The sequence below is a fragment of the Rhodophyticola sp. genome, assembly GCF_965284195.1.
In the GTDB taxonomy this organism is placed as follows: Bacteria; Pseudomonadota; Alphaproteobacteria; order Rhodobacterales; family Rhodobacteraceae; genus Rhodophyticola.
Window position 1 is genome coordinate 2,428,447 of sequence record NZ_CBDIRM010000001.1, and the last position, 25,112, is coordinate 2,453,558.

The 25,112-nt window shown below is 62.8% G+C and carries 25 protein-coding genes; 13 read left to right on the forward strand and 12 right to left on the reverse strand.

All coding sequences use genetic code 11. The features are described from left to right. Window positions 1-49 precede the first annotated feature (49 nt). Entirely contained in the window at window positions 50-229 is a 180-nt protein-coding gene (locus ACQ651_RS12085; protein WP_430449399.1) for a hypothetical protein, read from the reverse strand. 265 nt (window positions 230-494) lie between these two features. Between ACQ651_RS12085 and ACQ651_RS12090 the strand changes: the two genes are divergently transcribed. Next, window positions 495-1,145, forward strand: coding sequence for a hypothetical protein (locus ACQ651_RS12090; protein ID WP_430449400.1), 651 nt, complete (start codon window positions 495-497; stop codon window positions 1,143-1,145). Here the strand turns inward: ACQ651_RS12090 and ACQ651_RS12095 are convergent. Genes ACQ651_RS12095 through ACQ651_RS12105 form a run of 3 tightly spaced genes read right to left on the reverse strand, consistent with a single transcriptional unit; the run spans window position 1,142 to window position 3,164 of the window. Next, a complete protein-coding gene (locus ACQ651_RS12095) occupies window positions 1,142-1,360 on the reverse strand; it encodes a hypothetical protein (RefSeq protein ID WP_430449401.1) in 219 nt (72 codons plus the stop codon). The two genes, ACQ651_RS12090 and ACQ651_RS12095, sit on opposite strands and share 4 nt — an antisense overlap. 20 nt (window positions 1,361-1,380) lie before the next feature. Further along, entirely contained in the window at window positions 1,381-2,751 is a 1,371-nt protein-coding gene (locus tag ACQ651_RS12100) for a relaxase/mobilization nuclease domain-containing protein (protein ID WP_430449402.1), read from the reverse strand. After that, window positions 2,748-3,164, reverse strand: coding sequence for a hypothetical protein (locus tag ACQ651_RS12105; RefSeq protein ID WP_430449403.1), 417 nt, complete (start codon window positions 3,162-3,164; stop codon window positions 2,748-2,750). The genes ACQ651_RS12100 and ACQ651_RS12105 overlap by 4 nt, the downstream gene beginning before the upstream one ends. A gap of 434 nt (window positions 3,165-3,598) precedes the next feature. On the opposite strand from ACQ651_RS12105, the gene ACQ651_RS12110 reads away from it, so the two are divergent. Further along, window positions 3,599-5,341: a glycosyltransferase 61 family protein gene (locus ACQ651_RS12110; RefSeq protein WP_227285160.1), complete on the forward strand. Its 1,743-nt coding sequence runs from the start codon at window positions 3,599-3,601 to the stop codon at window positions 5,339-5,341. Between the two features lie 464 nt (window positions 5,342-5,805). Here the strand turns inward: ACQ651_RS12110 and ACQ651_RS12115 are convergent, their stop codons facing one another. Then, window positions 5,806-6,180 carry a hypothetical protein gene (locus ACQ651_RS12115; RefSeq protein WP_227285161.1) on the reverse strand — a complete coding sequence of 125 codons (375 nt, stop codon included), beginning with the start codon at window positions 6,178-6,180 and terminating at the stop codon, window positions 5,806-5,808. 157 nt (window positions 6,181-6,337) lie between these two features. Here ACQ651_RS12115 and ppsA point away from each other — a divergent pair, with 157 nt between their 5' ends. Continuing rightward, window positions 6,338-8,719 carry a phosphoenolpyruvate synthase gene (gene ppsA, locus ACQ651_RS12120; protein WP_430449404.1) on the forward strand — a complete coding sequence of 794 codons (2,382 nt, stop codon included), beginning with the start codon at window positions 6,338-6,340 and terminating at the stop codon, window positions 8,717-8,719. A gap of 86 nt (window positions 8,720-8,805) precedes the next feature. Next, window positions 8,806-9,798 carry a hypothetical protein gene (locus ACQ651_RS12125; protein WP_430449405.1) on the forward strand — a complete coding sequence of 331 codons (993 nt, stop codon included), beginning with the start codon at window positions 8,806-8,808 and terminating at the stop codon, window positions 9,796-9,798. On the opposite strand, the gene ACQ651_RS12130 is transcribed toward ACQ651_RS12125, so the two are convergent. The 3 genes from ACQ651_RS12130 to ACQ651_RS12140 all read right to left on the reverse strand — a co-directional run bounded on the left by ACQ651_RS12130 (window position 9,770) and on the right by ACQ651_RS12140 (window position 12,223). After that, window positions 9,770-10,177 (reverse strand): Rid family hydrolase, encoded by a 408-nt coding sequence (locus ACQ651_RS12130; RefSeq protein ID WP_430449406.1) that lies wholly within the window; start codon window positions 10,175-10,177, stop codon window positions 9,770-9,772. The two genes, ACQ651_RS12125 and ACQ651_RS12130, sit on opposite strands and share 29 nt — an antisense overlap. Next, entirely contained in the window at window positions 10,174-11,439 is a 1,266-nt protein-coding gene (gene clpX, locus ACQ651_RS12135) for an ATP-dependent Clp protease ATP-binding subunit ClpX (protein ID WP_121899123.1), read from the reverse strand. The genes ACQ651_RS12130 and clpX overlap by 4 nt, the downstream gene beginning before the upstream one ends. Before the next feature lie 154 nt (window positions 11,440-11,593). Beyond that, window positions 11,594-12,223, reverse strand: a complete 630-nt coding sequence (locus tag ACQ651_RS12140; protein ID WP_121899122.1) for an ATP-dependent Clp protease proteolytic subunit — start codon at window positions 12,221-12,223, stop codon at window positions 11,594-11,596. A gap of 397 nt (window positions 12,224-12,620) precedes the next feature. Here ACQ651_RS12140 and ACQ651_RS12145 point away from each other — a divergent pair, with 397 nt between their 5' ends. Then, window positions 12,621-12,965, forward strand: a complete 345-nt coding sequence (locus tag ACQ651_RS12145; protein WP_430449407.1) for an ArsR/SmtB family transcription factor — start codon at window positions 12,621-12,623, stop codon at window positions 12,963-12,965. Beyond that, window positions 12,962-13,423, forward strand: a complete 462-nt coding sequence (locus ACQ651_RS12150) for an SRPBCC family protein (protein ID WP_227285167.1) — start codon at window positions 12,962-12,964, stop codon at window positions 13,421-13,423. Before ACQ651_RS12145 ends, ACQ651_RS12150 begins: the two co-directional genes overlap by 4 nt. On the opposite strand, the gene ACQ651_RS12155 is transcribed toward ACQ651_RS12150, so the two are convergent. Then, window positions 13,420-14,475, reverse strand: coding sequence for a zinc ABC transporter substrate-binding protein (locus ACQ651_RS12155; protein ID WP_430449408.1), 1,056 nt, complete (start codon window positions 14,473-14,475; stop codon window positions 13,420-13,422). The genes ACQ651_RS12150 and ACQ651_RS12155 overlap by 4 nt on opposite strands. An 84-nt stretch (window positions 14,476-14,559) precedes the next feature. On the opposite strand from ACQ651_RS12155, the gene ACQ651_RS12160 reads away from it, so the two are divergent. Genes ACQ651_RS12160 through ACQ651_RS12170 form a run of 3 tightly spaced genes read left to right on the forward strand, consistent with a single transcriptional unit; the run spans window position 14,560 to window position 16,576 of the window. Further along, the gene (locus ACQ651_RS12160; protein WP_430449409.1) at window positions 14,560-15,039 is read left to right on the forward strand and encodes a transcriptional repressor; all 480 of its coding nucleotides are present in this window, start codon (window positions 14,560-14,562) and stop codon (window positions 15,037-15,039) included. Continuing rightward, window positions 15,036-15,785: a metal ABC transporter ATP-binding protein gene (locus tag ACQ651_RS12165; protein WP_430449411.1), complete on the forward strand. Its 750-nt coding sequence runs from the start codon at window positions 15,036-15,038 to the stop codon at window positions 15,783-15,785. The genes ACQ651_RS12160 and ACQ651_RS12165 overlap by 4 nt, the downstream gene beginning before the upstream one ends. Continuing rightward, entirely contained in the window at window positions 15,785-16,576 is a 792-nt protein-coding gene (locus tag ACQ651_RS12170) for a metal ABC transporter permease (protein ID WP_227285171.1), read from the forward strand. Before ACQ651_RS12165 ends, ACQ651_RS12170 begins: the two co-directional genes overlap by 1 nt. On the opposite strand, the gene ACQ651_RS12175 is transcribed toward ACQ651_RS12170, so the two are convergent. Next, complete coding sequence (locus tag ACQ651_RS12175) at window positions 16,573-17,373, reverse strand: creatininase family protein (protein ID WP_430449412.1); 801 nt, start codon at window positions 17,371-17,373, stop codon at window positions 16,573-16,575. The two genes, ACQ651_RS12170 and ACQ651_RS12175, sit on opposite strands and share 4 nt — an antisense overlap. A 152-nt stretch (window positions 17,374-17,525) precedes the next feature. Next, window positions 17,526-18,356: a 3-keto-5-aminohexanoate cleavage protein gene (locus ACQ651_RS12180; RefSeq protein ID WP_430449413.1), complete on the reverse strand. Its 831-nt coding sequence runs from the start codon at window positions 18,354-18,356 to the stop codon at window positions 17,526-17,528. Between the two features lie 122 nt (window positions 18,357-18,478). Between ACQ651_RS12180 and ACQ651_RS12185 the strand changes: the two genes are divergently transcribed. Then, window positions 18,479-19,348 carry an acyl-CoA thioesterase gene (locus ACQ651_RS12185; protein WP_375551632.1) on the forward strand — a complete coding sequence of 290 codons (870 nt, stop codon included), beginning with the start codon at window positions 18,479-18,481 and terminating at the stop codon, window positions 19,346-19,348. 84 nt (window positions 19,349-19,432) lie between these two features. Here ACQ651_RS12185 and pcaF read toward each other — a convergent pair whose 3' ends face one another. Next, window positions 19,433-20,635, reverse strand: coding sequence for a 3-oxoadipyl-CoA thiolase (gene pcaF / locus ACQ651_RS12190; protein ID WP_227285175.1), 1,203 nt, complete (start codon window positions 20,633-20,635; stop codon window positions 19,433-19,435). 127 nt (window positions 20,636-20,762) lie between these two features. Here pcaF and ACQ651_RS12195 point away from each other — a divergent pair, with 127 nt between their 5' ends. The 3 genes from ACQ651_RS12195 to ACQ651_RS12205 are packed head-to-tail and all read left to right on the forward strand — an operon-like array spanning window position 20,763 to window position 25,090. Next, window positions 20,763-22,829: a 3-hydroxyacyl-CoA dehydrogenase NAD-binding domain-containing protein gene (locus tag ACQ651_RS12195; protein WP_430449414.1), complete on the forward strand. Its 2,067-nt coding sequence runs from the start codon at window positions 20,763-20,765 to the stop codon at window positions 22,827-22,829. Further along, entirely contained in the window at window positions 22,830-24,014 is a 1,185-nt protein-coding gene (locus tag ACQ651_RS12200) for an acyl-CoA dehydrogenase family protein (RefSeq protein ID WP_430449415.1), read from the forward strand. Beyond that, window positions 24,014-25,090 (forward strand): acyl-CoA dehydrogenase family protein, encoded by a 1,077-nt coding sequence (locus tag ACQ651_RS12205; RefSeq protein WP_430449416.1) that lies wholly within the window; start codon window positions 24,014-24,016, stop codon window positions 25,088-25,090. Before ACQ651_RS12200 ends, ACQ651_RS12205 begins: the two co-directional genes overlap by 1 nt. Window positions 25,091-25,112 lie beyond the last annotated feature (22 nt).

Consider the following 25,112-nt stretch of genomic DNA (forward strand, 5'->3'; position numbering starts at 1 on the left):
CAATCGCAAAAAAAGGAAGCGGCCAGCCGGAGGGCTGACCGCTGATCGGTTAGAGCTTGGGCGCGCGTGTCGCCAGTTCAGCTTCGATGTTGCGCATACTCTGAAGAGCATCGCGGTGTTGCTGGCTGCCGCGCGGAGCGGCGGCGAAGGCATTGAAGGCTTCGCTCAGAAGGCCATGCAATTCTGCCGTGCTGCGGGATGCCGCTTCGAATCTGGAGACGAGTTTCATCGTTATCCTCCTTTGTTTCAAGGAGGCCCCGAACCGCTCAGGGCCTTTCGGCCCGCGCACACCATCATTGGCCCATGAAGGCCCCTGATCGGTCGGGAGACGGTCTTGAAGGGAAGGAGTGATGCGCTTGAAACGCCTGTTTCGGTATGAAGGTGGATCATCCGCGACGGCTTGAATGGTCTGGAGATTACGAGGCTGGCAAGGGTGAAAGCTATGAGCCGGTTGTCTTTTGACTATGGCCTGAAGACGTGACACGATAGCTGCGATGGATGATGACTACTCGGTTTCCCCGCAAGCCTATTTAGCACGCGTGAAAGAGCAGCTTGAGCAAGGGACACCTCAATCTCTTTTCTACGCAGCATTTGAGCTGCGCTGCTTTGTTGAGAGCAGGCAGAGCCTTTATCTTGAAGCCCAAGGCGAATACGCCCGTTCAATCCCCAAGGCTCATAAAATTGGCGCTCAAGGAAAGGCGCTTGAAGCGATTTTCGAGAGCAATCGCATTCAACACATTACTTGGAGCGCGCAACAGAAAGTTATTTTCGATGCGTATTACGTACCGCTGCATCCAGATTTGAGAAAATACGCCGAGCGCCTTGGTGATCTCCTGCACGCCAGAAATGCTTGGATCGCGCCAGACAATGAATGGTGGCATGATACATACTCTGGTCTATGTGACGCTTACGAACTTGCTTGGCAATGCTGCCAAGGCTCGCTTCTATCACCAATGTTTCTCATAGATGGAAAGACAATCGGCAGAGTGAGCCTCAGCGTGAGCGGAAGCAACCATAGAGAACTTCTCGCGGCCTTAAAGGAGGGAGAAGAAGGCATCCTTGGCGTGGATTATTTAGATAGAGTGCCGGAGTCTTGGAAGTCTGACCTAGAACCTGTCACAGCATTCCAGAACGCCGGACACTAGCACGGCCCATTGTCATCATCGTCTAGCCAGCGCGCTTTAGCAGCGCGCGGCTTGAACTCCGGCACTAGCACGTCCGGCTTTTCCTTATGCCGGGCATGGGTGAGCCGGATGGCCAGCCGCACCGTGTCTTCGGCGGCCAGATGAAAGTGCTGGCGCAGGTCTTCAAGAAGACGAGCATGGTTCTCGTCCAGGTTCAGCATGAGTGTGTGTCGCATGGCGACCTCCTTTCTACTCGTTAAAATCGTGGTCCCCGATCATGGTCGGACCCCCGCGTCCGCTCTCGCTGGCGGTCACGGGCGCGGGCTTCATCACCGCGCTCACGCGCCCGAAGCTTCATCTTCGCTTTGGCTTTTTCAGGGGATTGCTTGAGCGCAGACAAGCTCGGCACATCGCCGCGCTTCATGGCGATATAGGCCGCAATCTCTTTGTGAATCTTGACGATCTCTTCGGCGCGTTCCTTTCGCCGTTCGTGGATCAGCTTTTGAATTTTCACCCGCTCATCAAGCTGGCGGTGGTAGAGCGCGTTGCGCTCCTTCACATCACGCTGCCAACATTGCAGCGCTTCCATCTCGTTTGTCTTCTTGATCTTGGAGAACTTGCCTGTTATCCGGCTCCAGATGCCGCTAAAGCCCTTGGGTAAACGGGCGGCGCGGAGCTGCTTTTCGCGCAGGTCACGCTGTTCATGCCGAGCCCAGGTGGTCTTGCGCTCTTCGCGGTGGCGGGCAACCATCTGCTCCAGCTTGAAGGCGATTCCAGGCGGCAAGGTCTTCGCGCCAGCGCGCACCTCTTGCAGATACCCTTTGAGCGTATCGGTCATCCGGTCCGAGATGCGCTGCTTCGTCTGATCGACGCTCGGCAGGGTCTTGGTATCTCCGATCCGGGCGCGCACGTCTTTGACCTTCACCCCCGCCATACGGGAGAGCGAATAGGTCTCGCCCCGCACATCGATGGCGACCACGGCGCGGCGGTCGCCTTGGGCGAGGAAGAAGCCCTTGTCTTCAAGGGCGGCTTTGAGCGTGGCGTGGTTGTCTGAAGCCTTCCAGCAATGCTGGATCGCGGCCTTGATCAGACGCGGGTCCTGATTGGTCCGCTTGGATTGCTGCCACTGCGCATGGGTAAAGTTGAGAGGGTTGCGCAGGGAATGGTCGAGCATGCCCTTGGGCATGTCCCATCCGTGCTGGAGGAAGAGATCGCGCGAGACATCCATGAGCTTGTGCTTGTAAAAGCCCATATTCTTGGCGCGCATGGCCTCGCTATCGATCCGGCTCCAGACCGCATGAGCATGGCGGCGGCCTTCCTTCTCATGGAAGACAATCGCGCGCGGATGGCCGGAGAGGCCAACTTTGACCTCGATCTGATCTGCCGCCTGTTCGAAGGCTTCACGGCTCACATGCTGATCTTGCGGCGGGTTGAGACTGAGCGAGAAGAGATGCTTCTTGCACTTGGTCGCCGAGGCAATCGCTTCGGCTTCTGCAAAGGCTTCCTTCAGATCATCGCTGACAAAGCCGCGAACCTGGTAGAGCTCGACATGCTCGTTCTCCCGCATCGAGAGCAGATAGCTGGCAAGCTGGGGCGCGTTCCCGCGTTCTTTGGCTTTGATGATCATGACGGCCCCCGATCCGTGAGGGCGCGCATGAGATCAGCCCGCATTTCTGCGATGGCGCGGCAGGCCTCTTTGAGTTCGGCTTCCGTCTCCGGCGTCACGGGCAGCGTGCCCGTGTTCACCGCCTTGGCGAGCTGGTTGACGTTCTGTGACAGCCGCGAGGACCCGAGCGCGCCGAGCACACGGCCTAGCGCTTCGGGATCGCTCACCTTCGGAGTGCTGCGCCGCACTCCGGCCGTTGCCCCATCGAAGAGCACAGCCTTGATGTACGCCCCGAGGGGCATATCCCCGGCCATCTTCTTGAGCGCTGCCCGTTCCTCAAAGCTCAAGCGCAGCGAAAATGGCGCTTCGCGCTTGGGATTAGCGTCCGCCTTGCCAGCGGCTATATCGTTGAAATTATGGCGCGAAATTGTCATTGTCGCACCATTGATCGTCTAGATCATATGGTGCGAGATGGTGGCTCCAGTCTTCGAGAACCTGGAGAAGATGGTTCGATTCTTCTCCAGTTAGGTCCACCATTCCGCACTTCTGCGTTGAAAATTCCGCTAACACCTTGAATGGAAAGGTGGGTTTGGCGGTTCGATATCAGTTTCACGGTTATACCGAAGAGGCCCTGCGAAGGCCAGTTTCAGCACTATGCGTTTTTGGAGAATGCCTCACTTTTCGTAGATATCCCAAGGGTTTGCCAAAAATCCGAAAAGCGGTTCGATAAATCGTTCGCTCTGCCCTTCCGGCGGCATATCGTTCATGCAGACGATACATGCGTTGAACGCCGGACCGAACGCACCTACAACCTTTGCGGACAGTGTCAGGCCCGGCAATTTCGTCTGAGTAGTGGGATGTGCGTTGTATGCGGATTATCGATGACGCAGTGATTGTGCCCAATGCAAGGGGTGACGGCGGTCTGGGGGTTTTGGATGCGAAGGGACGTTTCGTCCCTGAAAGCACGATCTTTCGTGGAGACGTTGCTCTCTTTTCGCCGCCGGCTCCCATCGAGCCTGTAGAGCACATCGCCGGAACTCACCTTTTTGCCGGGATCATGTCTTGGCATTTCGGCCATTTTCTGGTCGAGAGCCTTTCCCGGCTTTGGCCGATTCACGCCCCACCCGAGTCGTTTGACTCACTGTTGTTCGTGCCAAAGGGGCCCGCTGATCGTGATCGAGTTGAAACAGGCTTTCAGGCAGAGTTTCTTGATATCCTGTCGCCGGGGGTGCGCAGACAGGTATTGACGCGGCCCACACGTGTCGATCGCCTGATCGTGCCGGAGCAGGGTTTTGGCACCGGCGCGCTGGAAACGGGCACTCCCGAATTCCGCCTTTTCCTGCAGAGCCGGACTTGGCCCGAACCCGAAGCGAACTCGCCAAAGCGACTGTATGTTTCCCGTGCAGGGCTCAGCAAAACGAAGAAGGGGCGCATTCTAGGCGATGTCGCACTTGAGCAATATCTCTCCGATCGCGGGTTTCGAGTTCTGCGGCCCGAACGGCTGAGCCTTACCGAGCAAATCAGCTTGTACAGAGGCGCCAAGCGGATCATCTTCGATGATGGTTCGGCTGTTCACTTGTTTGGCCTCGTCGCCCGACCCGGACAGGTTGCGGCCTCGATCCAGCGCCGTTTCAGACCGGGTTCCGTGGCCGTCGGTCAGCGCCAGCTTCGTGCCATGGCCGAGGTTGATTTGAAGGTGTTCGACGCAGTCCTGCGTGAATGGCGCCCAGAAAAACTCGATCGCGCGACATCAAAGAGTCATGGGGAGCTAGATCCAAAGCATCTTTTTGAGGCGCTTCGGGGGTTTGGTGCAGCTATGGATGGCGACACGCATGCCAGTCTTGGCCTGCCATCTTCAAAATCAATTGCTCAGGACATGAAAGGTCACGGCTACTTGCCAGTTAAACGTAGCGAACCACTGCGAAAACCAGCAGCCCTGGCGCATTACTGGGGCGTGGAAGTTCCGGCAGGTCCTCATCTCGACAGGAAAAAACTCAGATCACTCCGCGATGGCTTTTATGAGCGCCAGGAGGTTAGAAGTGCGTTCGGACACATTCGAAACAGCGACCGGTTGCTGGAACTTGGCGCAGGATCCGGAATCGTGGGAAGTGCAGTGGCTCTGAATTGCGATGTCGACGCACTTCTGAGTTTCGAAGCCAATTCGGATATGGTGCCGGTAGCCCGCAAGCTTTATGCACGCAACGGCCTGGAGGAAAGGGCTGAAATCCGCCACGGTATTGTCGTGGCAGGCAGTGACGCGCCGGCCGAAATGGCGTTTGCCGTCGCCGAAGACTACCTCGGCTCGATGGTCGTGGATGACGGAAGAGCCGCGATCCCCGGAATGCGGCTGGAAACTGTGCCGACTGTAGACTTTTCCAAGATCGTAGAAGAGTTTCGTCCAACTGCCCTCCTGATGGATATTGAGGGTGGGGAACTGACCTTGCTGGAGAGCGCGGACCTGTCCTGCTTTCGGGTCGTGGTTGTCGAGCTGCATCGCGACATTTACGGGCGCGATGGAATGAAGAGATGCCGGGCAGCGCTGAGCACAGCGGGTTTGCGTCCCGATCCCCTATACTGCCGTCGCGGCGTTGAAGCCTGGATACGCGATTGAACCCAAAGCAGTGACTTGGTCGCGTCCCTTTGCTTTCCCGCCAAACCGATCTTGGGCGGAAGTAAGGAACATGCATATGCTTTGCCGGAAGGCATCACAGAAAGTGGCAATTCCAGTTCAAAACGCCAAGGATTGATCTTAAGAGCCGGGGCGGCGGATTGCCAATTCCAGGCCGCCGCTCAGCGATCATGCAGTCTATCCGCACAAGTCTTTTTTCCGATCGGCTTCATTCTGGCGGCGCACATAACGCTTCGGCGCTCTTGCAGCCGCAACCGGGGCGCCACTTGCCGTTCCCCGCGATCTCGATCCATCGCACGCGATGCAGCACTCTCGTTCTTAAGGCGCCCCGGCCTTCAACGGGGCGGGGATCCAGCTCCGGAGGCCCTCTATCCCGATCGGCTGCCCCGGGCCTTTGCGGCCGTAGCGGCAGGGCGCAGTAACCCGGAGCCGGGGCGCGGCGCGGGTCAGACGGAGGGGGCGTGGGCGCCGCTTCTGATCAGCTTCAACAGCGCCATGAGCAAGGCATGGCCGACGGTCGGGCCCAGCCCTACGCCCACAAACGCGTCGTTGTCGCGCGATGACGTCTCCCGCAGGGAGCAGCGCCAATGCCCGTCCGGCTCGGTCGCCTTGCCGCGGAGGGAAATCGTCCAACCCGGAAGACAGGTATCGACCAGATGCAGCGCCGCATCGGTGCCTGCGTGACCTGTGTGATCGATCTGGGCGGCCATGGGGAACTCTGCCGCGATTCCCGCCGAGACCTCCTCCAGCAACGCTTCATCCACCGCGCCGGCCGTTTCGACACGGGCCAACAAGCTGTCTATCTGATCATTTCTGGTCATGCGCATCCTCGTCTTGCAAATCGGTCCGGGTCAGCCCCGGGGCTCCGGATTTCTATCTGAATTCATTGCAGGTGAAATTGACACACCTCAATTCGCGTGTCTCCACATCCGGCCATAGTACGCCGGACAGCACATTCAAAACGCCGAGGAGGGCGCAATGCAGACTGAACTCAAGACTGTGATCTGGTTCGAAACACTGTCCCGCGGAGATGTGGCACTGGTCGGGGGCAAGAACAGCTCCCTTGGCGAGATGGTGCAGCAGCTTGGCGCCAAGGGCATTCAGGTGCCGCCGGGATTTGCGACCACATCCGATGCCTTTCGCGAGTTCATCCGCGCCAACGAGCTGAATGCGCTCATCGCCAATACCATGGAGGATCTGGCCGCCCACAAGATCACGTTGCAGGAGGCCGGCTCCTCGATCCGCACCGCGATCGTCAAAGGCGACTGGCCCGAAGCGAGCCGCGCCGCGATTGTCGCGGCATATCACGAACTGTCGGAACGCTCCGGCCATTCGGACATTCCCGTTGCCGTCCGCTCCAGCGCCACAGCCGAGGACTTGCCGGACGCCAGTTTTGCCGGCCAGCAGGAAACCTTCCTGAACGTGCGCGGGGAAGCGGCGTTGCTGGCGGCGTGTTCGCGCTGCTATGCCTCGCTGTTTACCGACCGGGCGATCACCTATCGCCAGATCCAGGGGTTCGATCACAACCAGGTTGCGCTGTCGATCGGGGTGCAGCGCATGGTGCGCTCGGATATCGGCGGCTCCGGCGTGATGTTCTCGATCGATACGGAAACCGGCTTTGACAAGGTTGTGCTGATCAACGCGGCCTGGGGTCTTGGCGAAAACGTCGTTCAGGGCGCGGTGAACCCGGACGAATACATGGTCTACAAACCGCTTCTGGATCAGCCCGATCTGGTGCCCATCGTCGAAAAGACACTGGGCGCGAAGGAAAAGAAGATGATCTATGCGGGGCGGACCGGTGGCGACATCAAGAACGTTCCCACCTCCAGGGCGGAACGGGCCTCCTTCGTGCTGAGTGATGCGGAAATCCTCGAACTGGGTCGTCAGGCCGCCACGATCGAAGACCATTACGGTCAGCCGATGGACATGGAATGGGCCAAGGATGGCGAGACGGGCGAGCTTTTCATCGTTCAGGCCCGTCCGGAAACTGTGCAGTCGCGCGCGGACACCGGCGCGATGAAATCTTATACAATAAGAGAGGCCGGCCCGGTCATTCTGAAAGGCCTGAGTGTCGGGGCGGCAGTTGCGGCGGGCCGGATCTGCCTGATCGAACATGCCAGCGATATCGACCGCTTCGTCGATGGAGCCATTCTTGTCACGTCCACCACCGACCCGGACTGGGTGCCGATCATGAAGCGCGCCGCGGCGATCATCACCGATCACGGCGGGCGGACATCGCATGCGGCGATCGTCAGCCGTGAACTGGGCCTGCCCGCCATCGTCGGTACCGGCACCGCGACCCATGTGCTGCATGACGAACAGGAGGTGACGGTGGATTGCTCGGGCGGGGATGCGGGCCTGATCCATGCCGGCATCGCGGAGTATGAGGTGGAGGAGCTTCGTCTCGATCATGTGCCGGAAACCAGGACCCGGATCATGCTGAACCTCGCCAACCCGTCCGCCGCCTTCCGCTGGTGGCGGCTGCCGTCGGAGGGGGTGGGGCTCGCGCGGATGGAGTTTGTGGTCAACAGCGCCGTTCAGGTCCACCCCATGGCGCTGGTGAACTACGACACTTTGCCCGATGACGAGGTGAAGGCGCAGATCGAGGAGTTGACACAGGCCTACGATGTCAAGCCGGAGTTCTTTGTCGAGACACTGGCGCGCGGTCTGTCGCGGATATGCGCCGTTGCCTATCCGAAACCGGTCATCATCCGGATGAGCGATTTCAAAACCAATGAATACGCGGAGCTTCTGGGCGGGCATGCGTTTGAGCCCAAGGAAGAAAACCCGATGATCGGCTTTCGCGGCGCCTCCCGCTACTACTCGCCACGGTATCGGGAAGGTTTTGCGCTGGAATGCCGGGCCATCAAGATGCTGCGCGAGAAGATGGGGTTCGACAATGCCATCGTGATGATCCCGTTCTGCCGCACACCGGAGGAGGCCGACCGCGTGCTGGCGGTGATGGCCGAAAACGGGCTCGCGCGCGGCGAGAACGGTCTGCAGGTCTATGTCATGGGGGAGATCCCGTCCAATGTGATCCGGGCCGACGAATTTGCCGAACGGTTCGACGGGTTTTCCATCGGGTCCAATGACCTGACCCAGCTGACGCTTGGCATCGACCGTGACGGCGAAGAACTGGCCGATCTGTTCCGGGAGGATGACCCCGCCGTGATCTGGATGATCAAGACACTGATCGAACGCGCCCACGCCGCCGGAGCGAAGGTGGGACTTTGCGGTCAGGCGCCCAGCAACGACCCGGCCTTTGCCCGGCTGCTGGTGGAGGCGGGTATCGACACGATCTCGGTGACGCCGGACAGTTTCCTTGCGGTCAAGACCCATGTCGCCGAAGCGGAAAGCTGACGGCCACGGATATGCCGATCGGCGGTTGGAATGACACCTGCCGATCGGCTAGACTGCGCTGATGCCATAACGGCCAGCGAGCGGACATGCCTTCAGATCAGCCCTTCAACGTTATCGTCGTCGCGCAAGCGGGCCGGCTGCAATACGAGGCTGCGCTTTTTGCGGCGTCCCTTCGCCAGTACAGCCCGGGCTTCAGCGGCCGGCTTTTCGTGGCCGAACCGCAGCCGGGCGCGTTATGGCCGAGGGATCCGCGCATCAATGACGAGGCCGTGCGACAGCTGTTCACGCGGCTCGACGTGGAGATACTGCCCTTTGAAAGCCGGCATTTCGGCGACAGCTACCCCTATGGCAACAAGATCGAGGCATTGGCCGCGCTGCCCGGGGGGCAGCCGTTTGTCTTTTTCGACACGGATACACTGATCACCGGAGATCTCTCCGATGTGCCGTTCGATTTCACCAGACCCTCGGCCTCGCTCCGACGGGAGGGGACATGGCCGCAGATCGAGCTGTATGGTCCCGGCTACACACAGATCTGGAGAGCTCTTTACGAGAAATTCGGTCTCGACTTCGAAAGCTCTCTCGACCTGACGGAGCCCGATGAATACTGGCGGCGGTATCTCTATTTCAACGCGGGCTTTTTCTTCTATGAATGTCCGCACAAATTCGGTGACCGCTTTTTGGAATATGCGCTTGCCATACGGAACGACCCGCCCGGCGAACTGGTCTGCCAGTCACTCTGGCCCTGGCTCGATCAGGTGGCGCTGCCGCTTGTCATTCATGCGCTTGGCGGCGGGCGCGAGGCGCTTGAGCCGGGCTGGCTTGACGGCAGGACCAGCTGCCACTACCGGCTTCTGCCCCTTCTCTATGCGCGCGAGCCACAATTCGTCATCGACGCGCTGGAGGATGTCTCCGCCCCGAACTGGATCAAGAAGGTGCTGAAATCCTACGAGCCGATGAAACGGATGATCTATCAGGGCAAGGGACAGAAGGCGCGGGCGCTCTTCGACCGGGACAACCTGCCGCGCCGCGAACAGGCCATTCGCAACACGCTCAAGCGCGAGAATCTCTGGCTGCGCTGAGCGGCGCCTGGCTCGGCAAAACGGCCGTCACTTCGATCTCGATGCGATCCGCCGGGTCGATCAGTTTGGCCTCGATGATGGAGGCGGCGGGCGGATGCGCGCCAAAGGCGTCGCGCAGCAGCGGCGCGCAATGTTCGAGTTCCCGGATATCGGTCAGGTAATATACGACGCGCACCACATGCTGCAGGTCTGTCCCCGCGTCCCGAAGCGCCGCATCGACGACCCGCAACGCAGAGGCGCATTGCCCGACGATATCCGTCGGCATGTCGTCGCTATGGGCGCAGGATCCGGCAACGTAGACCGTGCCGCCGGCAACGACGGCACGGCAATAGGAGAACCTGTCTTCGAAGGCGCTTCCCGATCGGATCCGCCGGATCATCCGGCGCTGGCCGGCTCTTCCTTCGAGCGTTCCGCATAGATCAGCAAAGGCTGCGCGTCGGAGGTCACGGCCTCCTCATTCACCACAACCTCTTCGACCCCGTCGGCACCCGGCAGATCGAACATGGTATCAAGCAGAATATCCTCCATGATCGAGCGCAAACCCCGTGCACCGGTCTTGCGGGCAATCGCGCGTTTCGCAATCGCGCCAAGGGCGTCATCGGTGAATTTCAGCTTGGCGTCTTCCAGTTCGAACAGCCGCTGATACTGCTTCACAAGGGCATTCTTCGGCTGCGTCAGGATCGTGATCAGCGCATCCTCGTCCAGATCGGTCAGTGTGGCGATGACCGGCAGACGCCCCACGAATTCCGGGATCAGCCCGAATTTCAGAAGGTCTTCGGGTTCCAGCTCACCGAACATCTCTCCCACACCGCGGGTGTCGTTCTCCTTCACATCGGCGCCGAACCCGATGGCGGAGCCCTTGCCGCGTTGGGCGATGATCTTTTCAAGGCCGGCAAAGGCGCCGCCGCAGATGAACAGGATATTGGTCGTGTCGACCTGCAGGAACTCCTGCTGCGGATGCTTGCGGCCACCCTGCGGCGGTACGGAGGCCACGGTGCCTTCCATGATCTTCAGCAGCGCCTGCTGCACACCCTCGCCCGAGACGTCGCGGGTGATCGACGGGTTGTCGGACTTGCGGGTGATCTTGTCGACCTCGTCGATGTAGACGATGCCGCGCTGCGCGCGGTCCACATTGTATTCCGACGCCTGCAGCAGCTTCAGGATGATATTCTCCACATCCTCGCCCACATAGCCCGCTTCGGTCAGCGTGGTCGCATCGGCCATGGTGAAGGGAACGTCCAGAATCCGGGCCAGCGTCTGCGCCAGAAGCGTCTTGCCGCAGCCAGTGGGCCCGATCAGCAGGATGTTCGATTTGGCCAGTTCGATATCGGTTTTGCCGGCGTGGTTGAGACGCTTGTAGTGGTTGTGCACAGCGACCGACAAAACCCGTTTCGCGTGGCTTTGCCCGATCACGTAGTCATCGAGGACTTCGCAAATCTCCTTCGGGCTGGGCACGCCATCGGTGGCTTTCAATCCCGCCGATTTCGTCTCTTCCCGGATGATATCCATGCAAAGCTCGACGCACTCATCGCAGATGAAGACGGTCGGCCCGGCAATCAGCTTGCGCACCTCGTGCTGGCTCTTGCCGCAAAACGAACAGTAAAGCGTGTTCTTCGAGTCATTGCCGGAGGAATTCGCCATGTCATCTACCTCAACGGGTTGTGTCCGGAGGCCCGCCCAAACCCGGATATGGGCCCTGTCTGGGATGCCGTTCCAAGCAGCCTAGAACAGCCCCCCGGCAGCCACAACGCCAAAATGTCAGCCGCGGCGCTCACCCCGCGGCATTGTGATATTATCAACTCTTTGCGTCGTCGGTGGGACGATTTTCAAGAATTTCGTCGATATGGCCCCAGGCCTTGGCCTCTTCGGGAGACATGAACTTGTCGCGCTCAAGCGTGGCCTCGACGTCTTTCAGCGCGTTGCCGGTATGTTTGACATAGATGGCATTGATCTGATCCTTGATCTTCTGCGTCTCGGCGGCATGGATCATGATGTCGGTGGCCTGACCCTGATAACCGCCCGAGGGCTGGTGCACCATGATCCGCGCGTTGGGCAGGGCGAACCGCATCCCGGCCTCCCCGGCGACGGACAGGATCGATCCCATCGAGGCCGCCTGCCCGACAACAAGGGTCGACACCTTGGGCTTGATGTACTGCATCGTGTCGTAGATCGACAGGCCCGAGGTCACCACCCCGCCGGGGGAGTTGATATACATCGAGATTTCCTTGGACGGGTTCTCCGCCTCCAGATGCAGAAGCTGCGCCACCACCAGCTGGCTCATCCCGTCATGGACCGGGCCATTGACGAAGATGATCCGCTCTTTCAGGAGCCGCGAGAAGATATCATAGGCGCGTTCGCCCCGGCTGGTCTGTTCGACCACCATGGGCACGAGGTTGTTCTGGAAATAGTCTACGGGGTCTTGCATCGGGTCCTGCCTGTCTGATCTCGGAGATGTCTTATGTGCTTACGGTTAAGAGAGTCTTAGTTGTGGGCCACCTGGGCTTCAAGAGGCGCCTGGTTGACACGACTTCCGGCTTGGGGAAAAAGGCTCCCGAGTTTGGAGGGCCGCGACGTCCCCCGCCGTCAGATACCGGGATCTGATCCGCGCGAGGTTGCGGCAGCGCTTGTTCAAGCACGGGCGCAGCATTCGCAAGCGGATGGGTCGGAACCGCGCGGCCTGAGCGGCCATAGCCCGCGTTCTGCTGCATCACATCTGACATTCGCGTCCCTCTTCCGTGTTGCCGATGGTCATATCGACCGATTTGCCGGCCTGCCGGAAGCTCTCGGTTGACAGAATCGTAAGCAGATACTTACGGTAAGTTATGACTTACACAAGCCCCAACCCCGAAACCGCGATTGCCGCTCTTGGGGATCCGACCCGCCGGGCCATTGTCGAGCGGCTCCGCCATGGCGCCCTGCCCGTGGGCGAGTTGGCGCACGGATTGACCGTCAGCCGGCCGGCCGTATCGCAGCATCTCAAGGTACTCAGCGATGCGGGGCTTCTGGAGGTCATGCCGCAGGGCACACGCCGCGTCTATGCGCTTGCGCCGGAGGGCGTGGCCGCGTTGCGCCGCTATCTCGATGCCCTCTGGGACGACGCGCTCACCGCTTTCGCAGCGGAGGCCGGGCGCCGCACATCCCCCCCTGATACGGAGACACCCAAATGACCGACCCGATCCACAAGACCGTTCATGTCCCGCTTCCGCCCGACAAGGCCTTCGATCTCTTCACCGAAGACATGGCCAGCTGGTGGCCGCTGGACAGCCATTCCCTTTCCGCCCGAGACGGGAAACCCGCCGCGGATGTGGTGGTCGAGCCGCACGAAGGCGGCCGTATCCTCGAAACCCATCCCGATGGCCGAACCGACCCATGGGCGACCGTCACCGCATGGGAACCGGGCGCGAAGCTCGCGCTTGACTGGTATGTCGGCCGCGACCCGGCCGAGGCGACACAGATCACCGTCGTCTTCACCGCCGACGGGCCCGGCACGCGGGTCGATCTGACCCATGCCGGGTTCGAGATGCTGGCCAGTGCCGCGACCGAGACCATGCTTGGTTATCGCTCCGGATGGGACCATGTGCTTTGCGCCTGCTACGGCGACGCATGCCGGAAACGCGCAGCCTAGCCGCAGGAGGCGAAGCTTTCGGTCATGGCGCGCATCAGCGCCGGATAAAGCTCGGGGCCCGGTTCCAGCTGCGCCCCCAACGGGTCGATCACCGCCGTTCTGGCCGGTGTATCCTCTGTGACCGCCGCCACGATCCGGGGGTCGAATTGCGGCTCGGCAAAGACGCAGATCGCACCCAATCCGCCAATCCGGTCGCGGATCTCGGCCACCCGCGCGGCCGACGGCGCCTCCGCCTCGGACAGGGAAATCGCGCCGATCGGGGCAAGACCGAAGGCGGTCTCGAAATACTGATAGGCATCGTGGAAAACCACGAATTGCGGCTGCACGCCGGCGCCGAACCGCTCCGCGATCTCTGCCTGCAACTGTGTGAGTTCCGCTTCTGCCGCGCGGGCATTTGCCTGATAGACGGCGGCGTTGGCCGGATCCATGTCCGCCAGCCGGTCCGCGATCACACCGGTCCAGAGGATCGCGTTGGCCGGATCGAGCCAGCCATGGGGGTCCATGCCGGAATGGTCATGATCATGGTGATGGTCGTCATGGGCTGCAGTTTCATGGGCTGCAGTTTCATGGGCGTCGTGACCATGGTCGTCATGCGCGTGGCTGTCGTGGTCATGTGCGGTATCGTCACCGTGATCCGCTGCATGATCGTGGTCATGATCGTGGTCATGGTCATGGTCATGGTCATGATCGCCGCCCACGCTCTCGCGATAGGCATGCGTCACAGCCCCCTCCACAGCCATCAACTCCACTAACTCGGCCCGTTCTGCCAGTGCGCTCATCGAACCCGCCAAGGCCGGGGTCAACGCCTCCCCCACCCAGATCACAAGGTCCGCCTCCGCCAGAGCGGCGGCCTGGGATGGACGTAGCGCGAAGTCATGCGGCGAGGTGGCGCCATCCACCAGCAGATCGGGCGTTCCGACCCCCTCCATCACCCGCGCGGTGAGCGAATGCACAGGCGGAATATCGGTGACGATTCGGGGAGTATCCGCCCAAGCGGCACCGACGGAAACCGAAAGGACAACGGCGCAAAAGGGGAAGATTTGGATGGACATGGCATGGCTCTCCTGTCAGAAGTCGGAGAACTCCTATATGGTATGTTATAACATATCAATACCTCACGTGACGGATCCTGCCCGATGTCCCAGCCCGGCTTTCAAACCCATGACCACGCAAGCTGCATCCGGGACGCGATGCAGGCGGCGGAAAAGCGCTGCGCGGAGGAAAACCTGCGCCTGACGCCGGCCCGCCGGCGGGTTCTGGAACTGCTGCTGGAGGACCATCGCGCGCATGGCGCCTATGATATCCTCGCCCGGCTTCAGGCCGAAGGGTTGGGCGCGCAGCCCCCCATCGCCTATCGCGCGCTGGATTTTCTGGTGAGCCATGGTTTCGCCCATCGCGTCGAACGCCTGAACGCCTATATCGCCTGCACCCATCCGGGCGGCGCGCATCGTCCGACCTTTCTGATCTGCCGCAAATGCGAATCCGTCGCCGAAGCCGGGGCACGACCGGTGGAGCGATCGCTGGATCAGGAGGCCGAGGCCATGGGGTTTGCCATGGAACATGCCGTGGTCGAGTTGGAGGGGCTTTGCCCCGCCTGTGCAGGGGCGGAAAAATGAGCCTGATCGAAACCCGGGATCTGGCCCTGCGCCTGGGGCGGGAAACCGTGCTCCAGAATGTCGATTTCGCCATCGAACCGGGCGAAATCGTGACCATCGTCGGGCCCAACGGTTCGGGCAAGTCGAGCTTCCTGAAAGCGCTGATCGGCGTCCTGGAGCCGAGCGCAGGCAGTATCCACCGCGCGCCCCGGCTCAAAATCGGGTATGTGCCGCAGCAATTGCATATCGACCGGACCCTGCCGCTGACCGTGGCGCGGTTTCTGTCGCTGCCGCAACGCCAGACCCGGAAGGCGATGTGTGCAGCACTTGAAGAGGCCGGGGCCGCCGATCTGCTCTCCCGTCAGATGACCGATCTGTCCGGCGGCCAGCGTCAGCGGGTTCTTCTGGCCCGCGCCTTGCTGAACCACCCCGATCTCCTGATCCTCGACGAGGCAACCCAGGGCCTTGATCAGCCCGGCTCCGCAGCGTTCTACCGGCTGATCGAACAGGTCCGCCGCGACCTGGGCTGCGCTGTGCTGATGGTCAGCCACGAGCTTCATGTCGTAATGAGCGCCTCTGATCGGGTGATCTGTCTGAACGGGCATATCTGTTGCGAAGGCAAGCCCGAAATCGTGGCCTCCGCACCGGCCTATCGGGCGCTGTTCGGCACCGGGACGCAAGGCGCGCTTGCCCTTTACAGGCACGAACACAGTCACAGCCACGACCATGCACATGATCACGACCACGCCCATGAGGTTGCAGAGTGATGCTGGATGATTTCCTGATCCGCGCGGCATTGGCGGGCGTCGGCGTGGCCATCGCCGCGGCCCCCCTTGGCTGCTTCGTGGTCTGGCGGCGCATGGCCTATTTCGGCGATGCGACGGCCCATGCGGCATTGCTGGGCGTGGCGCTGAGCCTCAGTTTCTCGATCTCGATCTTCGCGGGCGTTCTGGCCGTATGCCTGGCCATGGCGCTTGCGGTTTCCACATTGTCCGAACGTGGGTACGGCATCGACACGTTTCTGGGGGTTCTTGCGCATTCTGCACTGGCCTTCGGCCTTGTCGCCGTGTCGCTTCTGAGCGGGGTGCGGGTTGACCTGTCGGCCTATCTTTTCGGCGATATCCTTGCCGTGACCCGTGCCGATCTGGCCGTGATATGGGGCGGCGCGCTGGCGGTTCTGATGCTGATCGGCTGGCGCTGGCAGCCACTGCTGACCGCAACGCTTTCCGCCGATCTGGCCAAGGCGGCGGGGGTGAACCCGCGGCGCGAACAGCTTGTCTTGACGCTTGCGCTGGCGGCGGTCGTGGCCGTGGCGATCAAGGTGGTCGGGGCGTTGCTGATCATCGCACTGATGCTGATCCCCGCCGCCGCGGCACGGCCTTTCAGCGGATCGCCGGAGGCGATGGCTCTGACCGCCGGCGGCATCGGCGCCGCGTCGGCGCTGGCCGGGCTGTGGGCGTCTTTCCAGTTCGACACCCCGACCGGACCCAGCATCGTCTGCGCCGCCGCGCTGGTCTTCCTTGCCTCGACGCTGATCAGCCTGACGCGCCGGGCCTAACCGCCGTGGTCGGGCGGGGTGACGCGGGCCAGATCCTCGATCAGGGCGCAAAACCCCGCGATCTGGCCGGCCACGTCGGCCGCGCCAAGCGCTGCGGTGGCGCGGGAGGCGTCGCCCACGGTGCCCGTGGGGTTCAGGTCATGGGCAAGCCAGGCCATGTTCGCCTCCGCCATGTGATAGCCCAGCCTGGCCGATCCCTGCCGAAGCGCCGTCTGGGCGGAGCCGAAATCCTCCGCATGCTCCATCGCCACAAGATCGGGCCAGAGCGCAAGCATCATCGATGTTTCCGACAGCCCGCCATGGATATCCACCATCGGCCCGTCGGGATAGTCGTAAACCGACGCATCGCGCAACCGGGTCCAGGCGGTGGTGACGACGGCCATGCCATGGCTCTGGCGCAATTCGCGCGCCACGATCTCCATCGGGGGGACATTCCCGCCGTGGCTGGTGATCAGGATCAGCTTGCGCGCGCCCGCGCGCGCTACACTCGCTCCGATCTGAAGCCATGACTTGATCGCCACCTCCCAGTCCAGCGTCAGCGTGCCGGGAAAGGCAGTGTGTTCGTTGGACTTGCAGATCTGCTGAACCGGCAGAAACGTGGCCGGGCTGTCTTCGGGCAGGGCGTCCGCCGCGCGCGCCACCATCGCCTCCGCGATCAGCGCATCCACCCCGACCGGCAGGTGCGGGCCGTGCTGCTCGATGGCCGCGACGGGAAGGACGGCAATCCAGTCGCCCGTCCCTGCCGCCGCAAAGTCCCGCGTGGTCATCTCGCGCCAGAAGCGTTTGGGTCGGGTCATGGGCGATCTCCGTTCGATCTTTGGCACATAGAAGCCAATCCCTGCGCGCTTGTCCAAGGAAGAGGCCGCGATCGCCCGGAATTCGGGCAGAAACGGGATAGGCCCCGGCGCCCGCCCTGCCCCCGGCCCGCTCCCCCGACATATAGCAGCAATCAGGCCGGGCGCAGGCCCAGGATTTCGCGGGCTTGGGACGGCGTGGCCACAGGACGGTCATGTTCTGCACAAATCTCGGCGACCCGTGTCACCAGCGCGGCGTTCGACGGGGCAAGCCTTTCGCGGTTCAGCCGCACATTGTCCTCCAGTCCCGTGCGCGCATGCCCGCCCGCGGCGACCGACCATTCGTTGACCTCGATCTGGTGGCGCCCGATCCCGGCGGCGCACCACTCGCTGTCGGGAAGAAGTCGCGCCATCGTGCGCACATAATAATCGAAGACATCCCGGTCTGCGGGCATTGCGTTCTTCACGCCCATGACGAATTGCACATAGGCGGGCGCGGCAAGGCGACCGTCAGCCTGCATTTTCGCGGCCTGATGGATATGGGACAGGTCGAAAGCCTCGATCTCCGGCTTGATCTGGTAGGTCAGCATTTCGGAGGCCAGCCAATCCACCAGATCGGGCGGATTTTCATAGACCCGCGTGGGGAAGTTGTTGGACCCGACCGAAAGCGACGCCATGTCCGGCCGCAGGGAGAGCATTCCGCCCCGCTCCTTGCCAGCGCCCGAGCGCCCGCCGGTGGAAAACTGAAGGATCATGCCGGGGCAATGCGCCTCCAGCCCCTCTTTCAGGCGCGCGAATTTCTCGGGGTCGGAACTGGGGGTTTCGTCGTCGTTGCGGACATGGGCGTGACAGATGCTCGCGCCGGCCTCATAGGCCGCATGTGTGCTTTCCACCTGTTCGGACATGGTGATCGGCACGGCCGGATTGTCGGATTTGCGCGGCACCGATCCGGTAATCGCCACGCAGATGATACAAGGTTTGCTCATGGGGCCCCTCCTCTTTGGCGGCAGACTGCCCCCGATCGGCGCAGAAGCGCAAGGCGAAGGATTTGTGCCCTGCCCGTCAAAGGCGTAGAGACCGCGACAGGACCACGCCGAAGGACCCGCACATGACCGATCCCGTTGCCGCACTTCTCGATCTTCTGGATATCGAACCACTGGAGATGAACCTCTATCGCGGCAAGGGTTCGGGCGGCGAAACCTCCAAACGCATCTTCGGCGGGCAGGTTGTGGGGCAGGCTTTGTCGGCGGCCTATCACACCGTGGATGGCCGCCGCTGCCATTCGCTTCATGCCTATTTCATGCGCCCCGGCGATCCGTCGCGCCCGGTGATCTACGAGGTCGACCGCGCCCGCGATGGCGGCAGTTTCACCACCCGCCGGGTGATCGCGATCCAGAATGGACGGCAAATCCTGAACATGTCGGCCTCGTTTCATATCGAGGAGACGGGGTTTCACCATCAGCACCCGATGCCGGCGGCGCCCGACCCCGAAACCCTGCCGTCCCGCGCCGAGGCCAAGGCCGGTCTTGCGGCCCGCGCGCCCGCCGCGCGGCGCGACGATATCCTGCGGCCCTCTCCCATCGAGCTTCGGCCGACCGACGAATATGACCTGATGGCGCCCACGCCCGCCCCGGATGGCCATGCCGTCTGGTTCCGGCTGACCCGCCCGGTGCCGGATGCGTCGGCATGGATGCAGCATTGCCTGCTCACCTATGCCAGCGATCTGCATCTTCTGGGCACGGGGCTGCGGCCCCATGGCCAGAGCTGGTTCACCGGCGACATCATGACCGCCAGTCTGGATCACGCGGTGTGGTTCCACGCGCCCGTCGATTTCGGAGCCTGGCATCTTTACGTGATGGACAGCCCATGGACCGGCGGCGGACGCGGCGTGAACCGCGGGCTGATCTATGCCGCCGACGGAACGCTGGTCGCCTCCACCGCGCAGGAGGGGCTGATGAGGCCGCTTGCCCGCGCCTGAGAGCGGGGCGCGGCGGACCTGTCCGCATCAAGCACCCCGGAGCCCGTCCGCATCATGGCGCACGCGGGGGAAACTGCCGGCCGATCACACCCGTTCCAGCCCAACGGCGATACCTTGCCCCACGCCGATGCACATGGTCGCAAGCCCGTACCGGCCGCCACGCGCCTGCAATTCAAGCGCCGCGGTGCCGGCAATCCGGGCCCCCGACATGCCCAGAGGGTGGCCAAGGGCGATCGCCCCGCCATTGGGGTTCACGTGCACCGCGTCATCCGGCAGATCAAGCGCCCTGAGGACGGCCAGCCCCTGAGCGGCAAAGGCCTCGTTCAGCTCGATCACGTCGAAATCCGAAGGGGCAAGACCCAGACGCGCGCAAAGCCTTTGCGTCGCCGGCGCCGGCCCCATCCCCATGATCCGGGGCGGCACGCCCGCCGTAGCCCCGCCCATGATGCGCGCAACGGGCGTCATCCCATGTCGGCGGGCCGCCTCCTCCGACGCGATGATCAACGCGGCCGCGCCGTCATTGACGCCAGAGGCGTTGCCGGCAGTCACGCTGCCATCGGCCCGGAAGGGCGTGGGAAGGGCGGCCAGTTTCTCCGCCGTGGTGGCGCGCGGATGCTCGTCCCGGTCCACAACCACGGGAGCGCCCTTGCGCTGCGGGATCGTCACGGGCGTGATTTCCCGCGCCAGACGCCCGTTATCCTGCGCCGCCGCCGCCCTGATCTGGGAGCGAAGCGCGAATTCATCCTGATCGCTGCGGGCAATGGCATAGTCGGCGGCCACGTTTTCGGCCGTCTCGGGCATGCTGTCGATCCCGTATTGCGCCTTGATCACGGGGTTGACGAAGCGCCAGCCGATTGTGGTGTCGTGGATCTCCGCCTTGCGCGAAAACGCGGTGTCGGCCTTGGGCATGACGAAAGGCGCGCGCGACATGCTTTCGACCCCGCCTGCGATCATCATCTCCGCCTCGCCCGCGCGGATCGCGCGCGCCGCCCCGATCACCGCATCCATCCCGGATCCGCATAACCGGTTGACGGTGACCCCCGGAACCTCCACCGGCAGCCCCGCCAGAAGCGTGCACATCCGCGCCACATTGCGGTTGTCTTCTCCGGCCTGATTGGCGCAGCCATAGATGACCTCGTCCACCGCCGCCCAGTCGACGCTCTCGTTCCGGGCCATCAGCGCGGCCAGCGGGACCGCACCGAGATCATCGGCTCTCACCCCGGAAAGGGCACCGCCGAACCGCCCGATGGGCGTGCGGATGTAATCGCAAATAAAGGCCTCTGGCATCCCGGTCTCCTCGCTGTGACTGATCAATGTCCTAGATTGCGACCGGTGGGTTGGCAATTCTTTCCCGACCAAGCGGTTGACAATTGTATGTCCCGCAGGCGGGATGGCGCGCAAAAGGGAGGGCGACATGAACGATGTGGTGCATCTGGAGCGGGTCGGCGCGACCGGATTGATCGGGTTGAACAACCCGCCCGTAAACGCCGCCAGCCACGCGCTGCGGCAGGCGATACTGGAGGCGGTGGAGGCGCTTGAGGCCGACCCGAAGATCGACGTCATCGCGCTTTACGGCAAGGGCCGCAGCTTCATCGCGGGCGCCGATATCCGCGAGTTCGGAAAGCCGCCGAAAGACCCTTGGCTGCCCGCGCTCTGCAACCGGCTGGAGGCCTGCGCCAAGCCGGTCATCTCGGTCCTCCACGGCGCGGCGTTGGGGGGCGGCCTGGAGGTTGCGCTTGCCACCCATGCGCGCATCGCGGTCCCCGGCGTCGCCATCGGCCTGCCAGAGGTAACCCTCGGCATCATCCCCGGTGCGGGCGGCACCCAACGGACCCCCCGCCTGACGGGGATAGCCGCCGCGCTGGACCTGATCACCACGGGCCGCCATATCGACGCGGAGCAGGCGCTGGCTCTGGGGCTGGTCGATCGCGTCGTCACGGGCGATCCGCGCGATCTGGCCCTGCAAGCGGCCAGCGACATGCGCCGCGGCGACCTGCCGACACGGCGCACGGGCGATCTGGACACGAAACCCGATGACGCCGCCCTCGCCAAGACGGCGGCCGAGCTGCGCAAGACCAGGGCCCATCTCTTTTCGCCGCATCGCTGCGTCGAGGCGGTGGCGGCCAGCACACTGCCTTTGCCGGAGGGCCTTGCGCGGGAACGCGCGCTCTTTCAGGACTGCCTCGACAGCCCGCAACGCGCCGGACTTATCCATGCCTTCTTCGCGGAACGCGCGGTCGCCAAGATCCCCGAAGCAGCGGCCCGGCCGCGTGATATCGGGCGCATCGGCGTGATCGGAGCGGGCACCATGGGCTCGGGCATCGCAACCGCATGCCTGCTGGCCGGATTTCCGGTCACGCTTGTGGAAAAGAATGCGGACGCCTTGGGAAGGGGGCAATCGGCGATCGTCGGCAATCTGGACGGCGCGGTCAGGCGCGGCAAGCTCACATCCGAAAAACGCGACACCCTTGACCTGATCGCCAGCACAGACATGGCCCGGCTTGATGGCGTCGATCTGGTTATCGAAGCGGCCTTCGAGGATATGGAGGTCAAGAAGCAGATCATCGAACAGGTGGAGAAGATCTGCCCCGGCGCGATCCTTGCGACCAACACCTCCTATCTGGATCTGAACGACATCGCCGCGACCGCCGCATCGCCGGGGGATGTGATCGGCCTGCATTTCTTCTCCCCCGCCCACGTGATGAGGCTGCTGGAGGTCGTGGTTGGCGATGCGACCCGGCCGGAGGTCGTGGCGACCGGTTTCGCATTGGCCAAACGGCTCCGCAAGATCGCGGTGCGCGCGGGCGTCTGCGACGGGTTCATCGGCAACCGGATCATGAACCACTATCGCAAGGCGGCCGATCACCTGATGCTGGACGGCGCAAGCCCCGAGCAGATCGACGCCGCGATCCGCGGTTTCGGGTTTGCCATGGGCCCGTTCGAGATGTCCGATCTGGCAGGTCTCGACATCGGCCATGCCAATCGCAGGCGGCTGGACGCCACCCGCCCCGAGGCCGAACGCTACGTGGCGGTCGCCGACCGGCTGGTCGAGGCCGGCTGGCTGGGGCGAAAGACGGGCAAGGGGTTCTACCTTCATGGCGCGGACACCGGCCCGAACCCGGATATCGCACCGATCATCGAGGCGGAGCGCGCCCGCCACGGGGTCAGCCCGCGACCGTTCACCGACGAGGACATCGTGGCGCGCTACATGACGGCAATGATCTCGGAGGCCGCGCGCGTTTACGACGAAGGTATTGCGCTCAGGCCGATCGACGTGGATGCGGTTCTGCTCTTCGGTTACGGCTTTCCGCGACACCATGGTGGCCCGCTGCACCACGCCGACACGCTTGGCGCCGCCCGGCTGGTGGAGCGGATCGAAACCTACGCAACGGAAGACGCGCATTTCTGGCAGGTTCCCGCTATCCTGCGGCGCATGGCGGCCGAGGAGACCACCTTCGCCGATCTGAACCGGGAGGGATAAATGGACCTGACCTATTCACCCGAGGAACAGGCGTTCGAGGCCGAGGTTCGGGCCTTTCTGAACGCGGAATTACCCGCGGAACTGGCCGAGAAGGTGCGCAAGCGCCGTGAACTGACCAAAGACGACATGGACCGCTGGCACGCGATCCTGAACGCCAAAGGCTGGCTTGCCGCGACATGGCCGGTGGAGGCGGGCGGCACCGGATGGTCGGCCGTCCAGCAGCATATCTTCGAAGAGGAATGCTGTCGCGCCAATGCGCCGCGGATCGTGCCGTTCGGGCTGAAGATGCTGGGGCCCGTCCTGCTCAAGTTCGGAACCAAGGCGCAGCAGGAGGAATACCTGCCGCGCATCCTCGACGGGCGCGACTGGTGGTGTCAGGGCTATTCCGAACCCGGCGCCGGCAGCGATCTGGCCTCGCTCAAGACGCGCGCCGTCCGCGACGGGGACGACTACATCATCAATGGCCAGAAAACCTGGACCACACTTGGCCAGCACGCCAATCGCATCTTCTGTCTGGTGCGCACGAAAACCGACGGCAAACCGCAGGAGGGCATCAGTTTCGTGCTGGTGGATCTCGATACGCCGGGGATCGAGATGCGTCCGATCCGCCTGATCGAAGGCGGATACGAGGTCAACGAGGTCTTTTTCACCGATGTGCGTGTACCGGTTTCAAATCTGGTGGGCGAAGAAAACATGGGCTGGACCATCGCCAAGTATCTGCTGCTGCATGAGCGCACGAATATCGCCGGCGTCGGGTTTTCGATCGAAGCGCTGGAACAGCTGAAATCGCTGGCCACACAGGTCAGACGCGGCGGCAAGCGCCTGATCGACACCCAGCTTTTCGCGGCCAGGCTGGCCGAGGTTGAGATCGATCTCGAAGCGATGAGGCTCACCAATCTCCGCATGTTGGCCGACGCCCAGAAAAAGGGCGCGCCGGGGCCCGAGACCTCGATGCTCAAGATCAAGGGCACGGTCATCCGGCAGGCGATCAACGATCTCGCCCGCCGGGCACTCGGCCCCGCCGCGGCACCCTTCCCGTCGGAGGCGCTGGACGGCAACGCGGCCCTCGTGCCCGAAGACCATGCCGCGAACGCGGCCAGCTATTTCAACAATCGCAAGATTTCGATCTATGGCGGGTCGAACGAGATCCAGAAGAACATTCTGGCCAAGGGGATGCTGGGCTGATGGATTTCGAGGTTTCCGAAGACCGCCGGATGCTGGCCGACAGTCTCGGCCGCTATCTGAGCGATCATTACGGGATCGAGCACCGGAATGCGGTTGCGTATGACGCTCCCTTTCACGATGCGCAGAAATGGCGCGACCTGGCCGAGTTGGGCGTTCTCTATGCGCTCGCGCCGGAAGACAGGGGCGGCTTCGGCGGCGCCGGCTTCGATGTGGTCACCGTCTTCGAACAGCTTGGCCGCGCGCTCTGTCCCGAACCGGTCCTGCCGCAATTGCTCGCAACGCGGCTGCTGATGGCAAGCGGCGCGGATCTGGAGCCGCTTTTGTCGGGCGCGACCAGTTACGCGGTAGCCATCGGCGAGATCGATGCGCCCTACGCGGTGGAGGATATCACCACCGAGGCAACGGATTCCGGCGGTGGATGGAGACTCACCGGCAGGAAATCAGTGGTCTACGGCGCCGAGGCCGCCGACAGGATCCTGATTGCGGCGCGCCATGCGGGTGGCATCGGCCTGTTCGAGATTGCCCCGGGCAACGCCGATATCACGGCCTATGGCATGATCGACGGGGGCGGCGCGGGCGAGATGTTCCTCGACAAGAGCGAGGCCATTCTCGTGGCCGGCGACGCCGGCGCGATGCTGCAGGACGCGCTCGACTGGGGCGCTCTCGCACTCGCCGCCGAAGCCGTCGGCGCAATGGACGCCGCAAATGCGATGCTCATCGATTATCTCAAGACCCGCAAACAGTTCGGGCGCCCCATCGGGGGCTTTCAGGCGCTGCAGCATCGCGCGGTCGACCTGGGGATCGAGATCGAACAGGCCCGGTCCATCACCATCCTCGCCGCCTCCCGCATGGGCACGCAGGCACAGTCACGCAGCGTCTCGATGGCCAAGAACCTGATCGGGCGGGCCGCCAGACTGGTCGCAGAAGAGTCGATCCAGATGCAGGGCGGCATCGCGATGACCTGGGAATACCCGGCTTCGCATTACGCCAAACGGCTCGTCATGATCGACCATCAACTGGGGGATACCGAATTCCACCTGGAACGCGTCATGGCCGATCTTCGACCGGCGCGGTAAGCATCGCCCGCCACACGGGCCG